This window comes from Streptomyces sp. NPDC054956, from assembly GCF_053609185.1.
This window is the reverse complement of the sequence record NZ_JBSGXB010000257.1, coordinates 1-11420: the sequence shown is the minus strand read 5'-3', so window position 1 is coordinate 11420 and position 11420 is coordinate 1. Positions and strand designations below refer to the sequence as shown.

Below are 11420 nucleotides of genomic sequence, written 5' to 3'. Positions count from 1 at the left end.
GCGACGCGACGAAGGAGCGCCCTTGACGGGCCGGCCCGGCGCGGAAGGACACTGGACTTCCGGGACGCCCCCCGGTCACCGTCGAAGCCACCGAGTGCGTGGGCCCCGCCAACCCCCGGCCCCGCTCCACCGTCGCAGCCGCCGGCCCGCTCGCAGCTCAGGCCACCCCGCCCCCGCCCCGCCATCGCAGCCCCCGCCAACCCCCACCCCCGCCTACCCCGCCTGCAGCGCCAGCGTCGGCGACAGGCTCGCCGCGCGGATTGCCGGGTAGAGGCCCGCCGCCGTGCCTATGGCCAGGGTTGCTGCGAAGCCGCCTGTGACTGCCCAGAGGGGGATTACCCAGGGGAGGTCGCCCGCCTGGGCGTAGATCGCCGTGGCCGCCGCGCCCAGGGCTATGCCCGCCAGGCCGCCCAGGCCCGACAGGAGCAGGGATTCCGTGACGAACTGGATGCGGATCTGGCCCTTGGTGGCGCCCAGGGAGCGGCGCAGGCCTATTTCGTGGCGGCGTTCCAGGACCGAGATGATCATGGTGTTGGCCACCCCGACCCCGCCGACCAGCAGGGCGATGCCGCCCAGGCCGAGGAGGAGCGTGCTGAAGGCGCCTTCGGTGGCGGCCTTCGCCTGCAGGGCCGCCGACGGGTCCGTGACCGAGACCGCGCTCGGTGTCTGGGGGTTGGCCGTCGGGGCGATCAGGTTGCGGACCGCGTGGACGCGGTCGTCCGCCGAGCGCTCGTAGACGGCGGTGGGGTGGCCGTCGAAGCCCAGCAGGCTCTGCGCGGCATCCCAGCCGATCAGTGCCGAGCGCTCGATCTCCGGTGCGAGCGGGATCGGGTCCAGGATCCCGATGACGGTGAAGTACTGCCCGCCGATGAACACCTGCGTCCCCGGCGTGGTGATGCCCAGCCGCTCGGCGGAGACGTGTCCGAGCACGACGGACGGGTAGCGGCCCGTGGCGTCGTTGAGCCAGCTGCCGCTGCGCATCCGGGCGCGGAGGGTTTCCAGGAGGTCGTCCTTGGCGGCCTTGAGGGCGATGCCGCCCGTCTCCTCCTTCGGGATGTTCTCCGACCGGCGGACGGACTCCTTCACATCGCCCGTCGTACCGACCGATTCGACCCCGTCGATACGGGCGATCATGCCCGGGGCGTCCTTCGGCAGCCTGGTGTCCTGTCCGGAGAACATCGACGGGCCCGGTGTCGCGACCATCATGTTCGTGCCGAGCTTGTCGAGCTCCTGGAGGAGCTTGGCCTGGCTGGACGAGGAGATGCCGACCACCGCGATCATCGTCGCGATGCCGATCGCGATGCCGAGCGCGGACAGGAACACCCGCATGGGCCGCGAGCGCAGCCCCGCGGACCCGACGTGCAGGACGTCCCGCGGGGTCAGGCGCGGCGGAGACAGCTTCCGGGACGCCTTCCGGGCCGGGTTCGGAGTACGGGACTTCGTACGGCGGCCCATCACGCCACCCCCGCCGTGTTCCACACGTCGGCCACGATCTCGCCGTCGCGGACGCGGACCTGGCGGGGCAGGCTCGCCGCGATCTCGTTGTCGTGGGTGATCACGGCGATGGTGGCCCCGTCCTGGTTGAGCTCGTGCAGCAGTTCCAGCACCGATTCGCCGGACGCCGTGTCCAGTGCGCCCGTCGGCTCGTCGGCGAGCAGCAGGTCCGGTTCCCCCGCGACCGCGCGGGCGATCGCCACGCGCTGCTTCTGCCCGCCGGACAGTTCGTGGGGCCGGTGGTCCATGCGGTCGCCGAGTCCGACGCGCTGGAGGGCCCGCTCGGCCCGCCGTCCGCGTTCGGCCCGGGGGAGGCCGGAGTAGAGCAGCCCCTCGGCGACGTTCGCCAGGGCGCTGATGCCGGGCACCAGGTGGAAGGACTGGAAGACGAAGCCGACGTGCCGGGAGCGCAGGGCCGACAGGGCGCGGTCGGAGAGGCTCGCGATGTCGTACCCGGCGATGGCGACGCGGCCGGCGGTCGGCCGGTCGAGCGTTCCCACGATGTGCAGCAGGGTGGACTTGCCCGAGCCCGACGGGCCGACGATGGCGAGGAGTTCTCCGTTCATGACGGTGAGGTCGACCCCGCGCAGGGCCGCGACCCCGCCGGGGTACTCCTTGGTGACGCCGGCCAGTTCGACGACCGCGTGGGCGTGCTTGTTCATGACTTCGGGACTCCCACTTGCATGCCCTCCTTCAGGGCGTCCCCCTTCACCTCCACCCGGCCCTTGCCGAACATGCCGAGTTCGACCTTGACCTCGCGCACCTTGCCGTCCTCGACGACCTGGACGCCGAAGCCGCCGTCGGCGAGGGCGAGGAGCGCGTTGACGGGTACGGAGAGCACGCCCTTGCGGGTCTCGCCGGTCAGGTTCACCGAGACGGGGGACTGGTCGGGGCCCTTGGCCTCGGCGGCGTTGTCGAGGGTGACCTCGACCTGGACCTTCGGCTTCTTGTCCCCGCCTCCACCGCCTCCGCCTCCGCCGCCCGATGCCGGGTCGTCGGGGTTGGCGGTGGCGCCCACCGACTCGATCTTGCCGTTGGCGGTGCCGCCGCCGGGCAGGCTCACGGTCACCGGGTCGCCGGTCTTGACCGCGCCGGCCTTGGCCACGTCGAGCTGGAAGCGGACCGTCCGCTCGGTGCCGGTCAGGGTCAGTACGGGCTTGCCGGCGGCCGCCTCGTCGCCGACAGCCATGTCGATCTTCTGGACCCGCTGCGGTCCGGAGGCGAAGGCGATGTCGTCCTTGCCGATCTCGCCGGTCTCCTTCAGGCCGTGGGACTTCTGCCAGCGCTTGACCGCGGTGGCGGTGCCGGCGGTGAAGGTGCCGTCCGAGGCGTCGAGGCCGGTGCCGAGGCCGAGGGCCTGGAGGTTGCGCTTGAGCTGCTTGACGTCCTCGCCCTTGTCCCCGGTCTTCATGGTCCGGTAGACGGGGGTGGTGCCGTACATCAGGCGCACCGGCTTGCCGTTGACCTCGTAGAGCTTGCCGTCGCGTTCCACGGAGGAGCCGGCGGGCGCCACCCAGGTGAGGGTCGCGGAGCCCGAGCCCGCCCCGGGGCCGCCGGCCCCGCCCGCGGCCCCACCCGCGCCCGATCCCGAACCGCCCCCCGCCCCCGCCGCGTTGAGCTTCTGCTCCTTCGCGTACCCGAGCGTCCCGTCCACCTTGAGCCCGGAGCTCAGGTCGCCGCGCGTGACCGGCGCCGTCGCCCCCGGCAGTCCGTTCGCCCGGTCCTGCTGCGCGTCCTTGCCGTCCGTCCCGGCCTGCGCGACGACCGCGTACCCGCCGCCGGTGACGGCGAGTACGACGGCCAGCGAGCCCAGGAGCCATTTCCCGCGCTTGTTCACTTGGCCGCGCTGCACTTGTTCAGCTGGTCCATGAAGGCCTGCTTGTCCACGCCCTCGGGTATGGACATGCCGCTCATCATGTTGCCGTTGAATTCCGGGTCGGGCATGTCCATGCCGTTGTCGCGCATGCACTTGGCCGTCGCGAGGGCCTTGTCCTTCTCCTGCTGGGAAGGCCCGCTGCCGCTGCCCGGGGCCTTCATCCCGCACTTCTCCATCGCCTTCTTCAGGTTCTCCTGGTCCTCGCCGGCGCCCAGGGTCATCCCGCGCGGGTCCTCGCCGGCCTTCGGGTCGGGGGCGTCGACGCCGTTGTCGCGCAGGCATTTGCGCAGCTTGAGGGCGTTGTCGGCGTCCGCGCCGCTGTTGCCCCCACCGCCGGCGCCCGCCGAGTTCGAGGAGTCCTTCTTCTCGTCCTTCGCGCCGTCCGAGCCGCCGAGACCGCCGGTGCACGCGGTGACGAAGAGGGTCAGGCCGGTGAGCAGCGCGGCCGTGGTCATGGTCGTGGATCGCTTCATGCGCCGGAGTCTGCGCGAGGAGCGGATTTCGCTTCCCTAACCGTCCGCGCTTATGACGAGGAAATGTTCCTTTCCGGTAAAGAGGACGCCATGCGAGTTCTGGTGGTGGAGGACGAGGAATTCCTCCGGGAGATGATCGCCGAGGGGCTGCGCGGCGACGCGCTGGCCGTCGACGAGGCGAGCGACGGCCTGGAGGCCCTGCGGCGCCTGCGCCTGGGCGCGTACGACGTCCTCGTCCTCGACCGGGACCTGCCGGGCCTGCACGGCGACGAGGTCTGCCGCCAGGTGGTGCGCGAGCGGCTGCTGACCCGCGTCCTGATGCTGACGGCTTCGGGGACGGTACGGGACCGGGTGGAGGGCCTGGGCCTCGGCGCCGACGACTACCTCACCAAGCCCTTCGCCTACGACGAGCTCCTCGCCCGCGTGCTGGCGCTGGGACGGCGCGCCCAGCCGGCCCTGCCGCCGGTGCTGGAGCGGGCGGGCGTGGCCGTCGACATGGCGCGCCGCACCGCCACCCGGGAGGGGCGCCGGCTGGCGCTGTCCCGCAAGGAGTTCGCGGTGCTGGAGGCGCTGCTGCGCGCCGAGGGCGCCGTCCTCAGCAACGACGACCTGATCGAGCAGGTGTGGGAGCAGTCCACCTCGTACAGCACCAATGCGGTACGGGTGACGCTGAGCAAGCTGCGGGCCAAGCTGGGGGAGCCTTCGCTGATCGAGACGGTGCCGGGCGCCGGCTACCGGATCGGTGATCCGCGATGAGAGCGGTGCTCCGATCCGAGCGCGCCCGTCTCACCGCCCTCTACGGCTCCCTGCTGCTCCTCGCGGGCGGCGGCCTGATCGCACTGATCAACATCCTGCTCCGCAACGGCCTCTACAGCCGCATCAGCGGGGCCGTCATGACCACCGTGCCCGCCTTCGAAGGCACCCCGCCGCCCGCCGTGGAGGGCCAGCGGCTCCCCGTCCCCGCCCAGAAGCTCGACCCGGCCGCCACCCCGTCGCCCGAGCAGGTCGAGCAGTGGAGGGCCACCCGCAACCTGTCCGCCGCAGTGGAGCAGGCCACCCTCCACGAGCTGCTCGTCGTCTCCGTCATCGCGCTCGCCGTCTTCGCCGTCCTGTCGATCTGGCTGGCCTGGTGGATGGCCGGCCGGGTCCTGCGCCCCGTCGCCGTGATCACCGAGACCGCCCGCCGGCTGTCCGGAGCCAACCTCCACGAGCGGATCGGCCTCCAGGCCCCGCCCGGGGAACTCAAGCGGCTGGCCGACACCTTCGACGGGATGCTCGACCGGATGGAGGACCTGGTCGGCGCGCAGCGCCGGTTCGCCGCGAACGCCGCCCACGAGCTGCGCACCCCGCTCGCCGTCCAGCGGGCGGCCGCCGAGATCGGGCTGGCCGGGGACCCGTCACCGCAGAAGGTGGCCCGGATCCGCTCGAAGCTCATCGACGTGGCCGACTCCAGCCGGCACCTGATCGAGTCGCTGCTCCTGCTGGCCGTCTCGGAGGAGGGCCTGGAGGCGGCGGAGCCGGTGGACCTCGCGGCGCTGGCGGCCACCGAACTGGCCGCGGCCGAGGGGGCGGCTCCCGAGGACCTGACCGTCGTACGGGACCTCGCGCCGCTGACCGTGGAGGGAGACCGGACGCTCCTGGGCCACCTGGTGGGCAACCTGCTGGCCAATGCCGTACGTCACAACCGCGCGGGCGGACGGCTGGAGGTGGCGACCTCGACCGACGGGGTGCTGACGGTGTCCAACACCGGCCCGGTCATCGATCCGCAGGACGTGCCGCGGCTGCTGGAGCCGTTCCGGCGGCGGGCGGAACGGCAGCACAAGCCGGGGGAGGGCGCGGGGTTGGGGCTTTCGATCGTCGCGTCGATCGCGCGGGCGCACGGCGCGGAGCTGACCGCGCGGGCCAATCCGGCGCCGGGCGGCGGGCTGACGGTCCGGGTCTGGTTCCCGGCGGCTCCACCGGCCGGGGAAACGCCCGGGAGTTTGACCGGTCAACAAATTTGAAGATCGGCTGTGTACGGTCGGGTCAATGAGCAAGCACGCCCGAGCCGGCTCCCGCACGTCCCGTCCGCCCCGCAGCTCCCGCGCGGGAGGCGCGCGGCGCGCCGCCCGTGGTTCCCGTACGGGGCGTCCGCTCGCGATGGTGGCCGCCCTCGGCCTGCTCGGCTTCGGCGCGGGCTGGGTGTACCTCGCGCACGATCCGCCGGCCGACGCCTCCGCGCGGGCCGCGGCCGACGCCCGTCCCCCGGCCGCCGAACGCGCCGCCCGCGGCGTCGCGCGCGACGGCCTCCAGGGCCTGCCCGGGATCAGCGAGCAGACCCGCGCGAGGATCCCCGCGGACTCCCGCCAGCTGATCCTCGTCACCGGCAAGGCGGCGGACTCCTCGGAGTCCACCGCCGCCCTGTACACGCGCCCGTCGGCCGGGGCCGACTGGGAGCGCGGGGCGAGCTGGCCCGCGCGCAACGGGGCCAAGGGCTGGTCCACCGAGCGGACGTACGGGGATCTGACCTCCCCGCAGGGCGTGTTCGCGCTCACCGACGCGGGCGGGCTGCTGCCGAAGCCGGCGGGCACGAAGTTCCCGTACGACCAGGACGCCTCCTTCGTGGCGACGGGGCGCGGGGTGAACGGCGAGTCGCTGCGGGGGTCCTTCGACTACGTCGTCGCGATCGACTTCAACCGCCGGACGGGGGTGAGTCCGCTCGACCCGACGAAGCCGGAGGGCGAGCGCAAGGGCGGCAACATCTGGCTCCACGTGGACCACGACGGGCCCTCGCAGGGCTGCGTGGGCATCCCGAAGGACGCGATGAAGAAGGTCCTGGAGACCCTCGACCCGGCGGCGAAGCCGGTCATCGTGATGGGGCCGCAGGGCTTCTGAGGGCGGGCCGGCGGGGCGGCGGGGCGGCCGGGCGGCGGCGCGGCAGGGCGGCCGGGCGGCGGTGCGGCGGGGCGGCCGGGCCAGGGCTACGCCCGCGCCGGAGCCTCGGGTACGGACGCTGCGGCCGCGGCCGACCCGCGCGCCGGGTCCTTGGCCAGCAGGGCGACGTACGCGAGGTCGAAGACGGCGCACAGCAGCCCCAGCCCCAGGATGAACGGCGCGTCCTCGACGACCCCGAAGAGGAAGGTCGGCGCGAGCGTGCCGAGCCATTTGGCGACGGCGATGACCAGGGACTGCCCGCGCCGGCCGCGCCGGTTCGCGTACAGGGCGATGAACAGGCCGGACATCAGCAGGTTCTGCAGGAACGCCGAGTAGCGGGTCGCGTCGTGCGTGCCGAAGTGGGCGAGGAAGAGCCACTGCACGGCGAAGGCGCATCCGAAGACGAGCACGCTCCAGACGGCGAACAGCGGCCGGGTCACGAAGGCGGGCAACTCGGCCCGCCCGTAGCGCAGATAGGTGTACACGATGACGATGTCGGCGACGGCCCACACCACGTTGACGACGCCCTGGGCCGACACTCCGGCGCGGAACTCGTTGACGGCGTAGGTAGATTCCCAGGCGAAGTTCAGCGCGAGGGCCGCGACGGGCATCGCGTACGTCCGGTCCCGCAGCCCCACCCGGATCGCCTCGATGTACACGACGGTCCACGCCACCCCGCTGACCAGGGTCAGAAACAGATCCACCCGCGGCACCCTAGCGGCCACCCCGGGACGCGCACACCCCTGCGGGGGCACGGGTCCAGCGGCGGGCTGCCGTCAACGGCCCCCGGCTTCGCCCAGGCGCCGGTCCAGCTCGGCGTCCAGCTCCCGCTCGTCGGCGGCCGTGGGCGCGTAACCGTTCCACGCCTGCAAGGCGGCACGGGCCTGCTCGGCTCGTGCGGCCCGCTCGTCCGGGGTCGGACCGGTCGCGGTCTCGCCGCGCAGAATCGATCGCTTCTCCACGACCGCCGACAGGTCTGCGGGCCCGTTCACGGCCTCCGAATCCCGGATCAGCTCGTTGAGGCGCTCACGCTCGAGCTGCCGGCCGGGGCACGTGTGCCCGGCTTCTTCGACCACGTCGCGCTCGGGCGGCGCCCCATCGCGGCGCGCGTAGTCCGCGGCGCCTTCCTGCGCCTTCAGGAGCGCCAGCCAGTGCTCGGCGGCAGCGTCCACGAAGCCGGAGAACCCGCCCGCGCCCACGCGATCCTCGATCTGCTCGGCGAGGGAGCGGCGCATGGTCACCGACTTCTTCACCCTGGTCTCGGACATGCGGCCTCCGTGGTTGCGGGCGCTCCGGTGTCCCTACCGTCACGGTCCCATTGCCGGCGGCGCCCCGCCGCACCCGAACGGGTGCATCCCGCCTACCCCTTGCCTGACGGTCCGTCAGCTACGACGATGGCCCGGCACACCGGTATGACGAATCGGCAGACGAGGACGAGGCGGGTACGGCCCATGGCGCGCGTGTTTCCGGAAGGTCGGCTGGTCTACGGGATGCAGCTCCCGATCCAGTCGCAGAGCACCATCTACGCCGAGCCCTGGGAGGCGACCGCCGGCGCGGCCGATCTCGCCGCGGTCGCCCGCGCGGCGGACCGGGCCGGCTTCGGCTACGTCGCCACCTGCGACCACGTGGCCATCCCGCGGCGCATGGTCGGCCCCATGAGCACCATCTGGTACGACCCGGTGGCCACCCTCTCCTTCCTCGCCGGGATCACCGAGAACGTCCGGCTCCTCAGCCACGTCGCGATCCTCGGCCTGCGCCACCCGCTGCTCAGCGCCAAGCAGTACGCCACCGTCGACCACCTCTCCGGCGGCCGGCTGATCCTCGGCGTCGGCGCCGGGCACGTGCAGGAGGAGTTCGAGGTGCTCGGCGTGGACTTCGCGCGCCGCGGCGCCGTGCTCGACGAGACCCTCGACGCCCTGCGCGCCGCCCTCGGGCCCGAGGAGTACCCGGAGTTCGAGGGCGAGCTGTTCTCCTTCAGGGACCTCGGCCAGCTGCCCCGGCCCACCCAGACCCGCATCCCCGTCTGGGTCGGCGGCTCCTCGCCCGCCGCCGTCCGCCGGGCGGCGCAGCGCGGCGACGGCTGGCTCCCGCAGGGCGACCCCCGCGACAAGCTCCCCGGGCAGATCGCCCGCATCAAGGAACTCCGCGAGGCGGCCGGGATCACCGACCCCATCGAGTTCGGCGCGATCACCGAGGCGCTGTACATCGGCGAGCCCGGCTGGGACACCGGACGGCGCACCCTGACCGGCAAGGCGGAGGCGCTCGCCGAGTCGCTGCGCGCGTACAAGGCGCTGGGCATCGACCAGATCCAGGTCCGCTTCCGCAACCGCGACCGCGCCGAACTCATCGACCAGATCACCGCTTTCGGGTCCGAAGTGGGACCCCTCCTCAACGACTAGCGAATTGGGAGCTACGGGTATGGGCAAGCTGGACGGACGCGTGGTCATCATCACCGGTGCGGCGCGCGGCCAGGGGGAGCAGGAGGCCCGCCTCTTCGCCGCCGAGGGCGCCAAGGTGCTCCTCGGCGACGTACTGGACGAGCAGGGCGCGGCGGTCGCCAAGGAGATCGGCGAGGACCGGGCCCGGTACGTACGGATGGACGTGAGCCGGGAAGAGGACTGGGCGGCCGCCGTGGCGGCGGCGAAGGAGGCCTTCGGCCCGGTGAACGGGCTGGTCAACAACGCGGGCATCCTGCGCTTCAACGAGCTGACCGCGACCCCGCTGGAGGAGTTCCAGCACGTGGTCCAGGTCAACCAGGTCGGCGCCTTCCTCGGCATCAAGACGGTGGCCCCCGAGATCGAGGCGGCCGGCGGCGGCACGATCGTCAACACCTCCTCGTACACGGGCCTGACGGGCATGGCGTACGTCGGCACGTACGCGGCGACCAAGGCGGCGATCCTCGGCCTGACCCGGGTGGCGGCCCTGGAGCTGGCCGCGAAGAACATCCGGGTCAACGCGATGTGCCCGGGCGCCGTGGACACCGCGATGGCCACCCCCGGGAACACGAATCCGGCGGACCTGCCCCAGGAGGCGCGCGACGCCATGGCGGAGCTCTACCAGCGCGTCGTGCCGATGGGCCGGGTGGGGCAGCCGGAGGAGATCGCGAAGCTGGCGCTGTTCCTGACCAGCGAGGACTCCTCGTACATCACCGGCCAGCCGTTCGTGATCGACGGCGGCTGGATGGCGGGCGTCAGCGTCCTGTGAGGCGCCCTCGACCTGCCTTCCAGGTTATCTGATGGAGCGTCAGGTATTGACGCTCCCGCCCCAGCGGTGGAACAGTCGTGACATCGAATCTGACGCAACGTCAGAAACAAAAGGACGGTGAATCCCCTTGGAATTCGGGCTCTTTGTGCAGGGATACGTGCCTGAGGCGCGGTCCAAGGTCGACCCCGAGGCAGAGCACAAGGCGCTGATCGAGGAGACCGAGTACGTCATCCAGGCGGACAAGTCCGGCTTCAAGTACGCCTGGGCCTCCGAGCACCACTTCCTGGAGGAGTACTCGCACCTTTCGGCGAACGAGGTGTTCCTCGGGTACCTCGCTCACGCCACCGAGCGCATCCACCTCGGCTCCGGCATCTTCAACCCGCTCGCCCCGGTCAACCACCCGGTCAAGGTGGCCGAGAAGGTCGCCATGCTCGACCACCTCTCCAAGGGGCGCTTCGAGTTCGGCACCGGCCGCGGCGCCGGCAGCCACGAGATCCTCGGCTTCCTTCCCGGCATCGAGGACATGAACGGCACCAAGGAGATCTGGGAAGAGACCATCGCCGAGTTCCCCAAGATGTTCCTCCAGGAGGAGTACGAGGGGTTCCAGGGCAAGCACTGGTCGCTCCCGCCGCGCAAGATCTTCCCCAAGCCGTACGGCAAGGCCCACCCGGCCATGTGGTACGCCGCCGGCTCCCCGGCCTCGTACGCCATGGCGGCCAAGAAGGGCCTGGGCGTCCTCGGCTTCAGCGTCCAGAAGGTCTCCGACATGGCCTGGGTGCTGGACCAGTACAAGACCGCGATCCAGGAGGCGAAGGCCATCGGCGCCTTCGTCAACGACAACGTCATGGTCACCTCGACCGCGATCTGCGCCGAGACCCACGACAAGGCCGTCGAGATCGCCGTCAACGCCAACATGAACCGCTTCCAGTCGCTGGTCTTCCGCTACCACGACACCTTCCCGCGGCCCGAGGCGATCCCGCAGTGGCCCGAGACGCTCCCCGAGTACAACGCGGAGATCATCGAGCTCCTGATCGCCGAGGAGCTGCTGATCTGCGGGGACCCGGACGAGGTCCGCGCGCAGTGCAAGCGCTGGGAGGAGGCCGGTGCCGACCAGCTCTCCTTCGGCCTGCCGACCGGTGTCTCGCCCGAGGACACGATGACCACCATCAAGCTCATCGGCGAGCACGTGATCCCGCACATCGACACCGACCCGGTGCACCGCACCACACGCTTCCGCGAAGGCGCGTAGCCCGCGGGGGAACGGGGGCGGCGTCTTCCCGGACCGCCGCCCCGAACCGGCCCCGGCCGGAGGTCTTACGGAGGCCCGCGGCCGGCCTACAGACCCCCGACCGGGGCCCTCCGGCGGCCCCACCCCCGCGGCGCCGCTGCACGGGGGCCAGCCCCCCGACCCCCGGTCCTCAAACGCCGGAGGGGCTGGGGGTGCCTCCGGCGGGGGCGCC

Annotated in this window: 12 protein-coding genes; 6 read left to right on the top strand and 6 right to left on the bottom strand. The window is 72.2% G+C overall.

Annotated features, from left to right (window positions below; genetic code table 11):
- Positions 1–213 precede the first annotated feature (213 nt).
- Genes ACWGDE_RS29790 through ACWGDE_RS29775 form a run of 4 tightly spaced genes read right to left on the bottom strand, consistent with a single transcriptional unit; the run spans position 214 to position 3843 of the window.
- Positions 214–1455: an ABC transporter permease gene (locus tag ACWGDE_RS29790; protein ID WP_453392134.1), complete on the bottom strand. Its 1242-nt coding sequence runs from the start codon at positions 1453–1455 to the stop codon at positions 214–216.
- Positions 1455–2156, bottom strand: coding sequence for an ABC transporter ATP-binding protein (locus ACWGDE_RS29785; RefSeq protein ID WP_453392133.1), 702 nt, complete (start codon positions 2154–2156; stop codon positions 1455–1457). The genes ACWGDE_RS29790 and ACWGDE_RS29785 overlap by 1 nt, the downstream gene beginning before the upstream one ends.
- Positions 2153–3331 carry a peptidoglycan-binding protein gene (locus ACWGDE_RS29780; RefSeq protein ID WP_453392132.1) on the bottom strand — a complete coding sequence of 393 codons (1179 nt, stop codon included), beginning with the start codon at positions 3329–3331 and terminating at the stop codon, positions 2153–2155. Before ACWGDE_RS29780 ends, ACWGDE_RS29785 begins: the two co-directional genes overlap by 4 nt.
- Positions 3328–3843, bottom strand: coding sequence for a hypothetical protein (locus tag ACWGDE_RS29775; RefSeq protein ID WP_453392131.1), 516 nt, complete (start codon positions 3841–3843; stop codon positions 3328–3330). Before ACWGDE_RS29775 ends, ACWGDE_RS29780 begins: the two co-directional genes overlap by 4 nt.
- A 90-nt stretch (positions 3844–3933) precedes the next feature.
- On the opposite strand from ACWGDE_RS29775, the gene ACWGDE_RS29770 reads away from it, so the two are divergent.
- From ACWGDE_RS29770 to ACWGDE_RS29760, 3 genes are read left to right on the top strand one after another with little or no spacing between them, the layout of a single operon-like run.
- Complete coding sequence (locus ACWGDE_RS29770) at positions 3934–4599, top strand: response regulator transcription factor (protein WP_453392130.1); 666 nt, start codon at positions 3934–3936, stop codon at positions 4597–4599.
- Entirely contained in the window at positions 4596–5846 is a 1251-nt protein-coding gene (locus ACWGDE_RS29765) for a sensor histidine kinase (RefSeq protein ID WP_453392129.1), read from the top strand. Before ACWGDE_RS29770 ends, ACWGDE_RS29765 begins: the two co-directional genes overlap by 4 nt.
- A 25-nt stretch (positions 5847–5871) precedes the next feature.
- Positions 5872–6717: a L,D-transpeptidase family protein gene (locus ACWGDE_RS29760; protein ID WP_453392128.1), complete on the top strand. Its 846-nt coding sequence runs from the start codon at positions 5872–5874 to the stop codon at positions 6715–6717.
- An 86-nt stretch (positions 6718–6803) separates the two neighbouring features.
- Here the strand turns inward: ACWGDE_RS29760 and ACWGDE_RS29755 are convergent, their stop codons facing one another.
- Both ACWGDE_RS29755 and ACWGDE_RS29750 read right to left on the bottom strand, forming a co-directional pair.
- A complete protein-coding gene (locus tag ACWGDE_RS29755; protein WP_453392127.1) occupies positions 6804–7460 on the bottom strand; it encodes a transmembrane-type terpene cyclase in 657 nt (218 codons plus the stop codon).
- 72 nt (positions 7461–7532) lie between these two features.
- A complete protein-coding gene (locus tag ACWGDE_RS29750) occupies positions 7533–8024 on the bottom strand; it encodes a hypothetical protein (protein ID WP_453392126.1) in 492 nt (163 codons plus the stop codon).
- 183 nt (positions 8025–8207) lie between these two features.
- Here ACWGDE_RS29750 and ACWGDE_RS29745 point away from each other — a divergent pair, with 183 nt between their 5' ends.
- The 3 genes from ACWGDE_RS29745 (at position 8208) to ACWGDE_RS29735 (ending at position 11209) form a co-directional block, all read left to right on the top strand.
- Positions 8208–9155 carry an LLM class F420-dependent oxidoreductase gene (locus tag ACWGDE_RS29745; protein ID WP_453392125.1) on the top strand — a complete coding sequence of 316 codons (948 nt, stop codon included), beginning with the start codon at positions 8208–8210 and terminating at the stop codon, positions 9153–9155.
- Between the two features lie 19 nt (positions 9156–9174).
- Entirely contained in the window at positions 9175–9960 is a 786-nt protein-coding gene (locus tag ACWGDE_RS29740; protein ID WP_453392124.1) for an SDR family NAD(P)-dependent oxidoreductase, read from the top strand.
- A 127-nt stretch (positions 9961–10087) separates the two neighbouring features.
- Positions 10088–11209, top strand: coding sequence for an LLM class flavin-dependent oxidoreductase (locus ACWGDE_RS29735; protein ID WP_453392123.1), 1122 nt, complete (start codon positions 10088–10090; stop codon positions 11207–11209).
- Positions 11210–11420 lie beyond the last annotated feature (211 nt).

Coding starts and splice junctions, on each gene's coding strand:
- ACWGDE_RS29785 (WP_453392133.1), bottom strand. CDS start 2,156: ATGAACAAGCACGCCCACGCGGTCGTCGAACTGGCCGGCGTCACCAAG.
- ACWGDE_RS29765 (WP_453392129.1), top strand. CDS start 4,596: ATGAGAGCGGTGCTCCGATCCGAGCGCGCCCGTCTCACCGCCCTCTAC.
- ACWGDE_RS29760 (WP_453392128.1), top strand. CDS start 5,872: ATGAGCAAGCACGCCCGAGCCGGCTCCCGCACGTCCCGTCCGCCCCGC.
- ACWGDE_RS29740 (WP_453392124.1), top strand. CDS start 9,175: ATGGGCAAGCTGGACGGACGCGTGGTCATCATCACCGGTGCGGCGCGC.
- ACWGDE_RS29775 (WP_453392131.1), bottom strand. CDS start 3,843: ATGAAGCGATCCACGACCATGACCACGGCCGCGCTGCTCACCGGCCTG.
- ACWGDE_RS29790 (WP_453392134.1), bottom strand. CDS start 1,455: ATGGGCCGCCGTACGAAGTCCCGTACTCCGAACCCGGCCCGGAAGGCG.
- ACWGDE_RS29745 (WP_453392125.1), top strand. CDS start 8,208: ATGGCGCGCGTGTTTCCGGAAGGTCGGCTGGTCTACGGGATGCAGCTC.
- ACWGDE_RS29750 (WP_453392126.1), bottom strand. CDS start 8,024: ATGTCCGAGACCAGGGTGAAGAAGTCGGTGACCATGCGCCGCTCCCTC.
- ACWGDE_RS29770 (WP_453392130.1), top strand. CDS start 3,934: ATGCGAGTTCTGGTGGTGGAGGACGAGGAATTCCTCCGGGAGATGATC.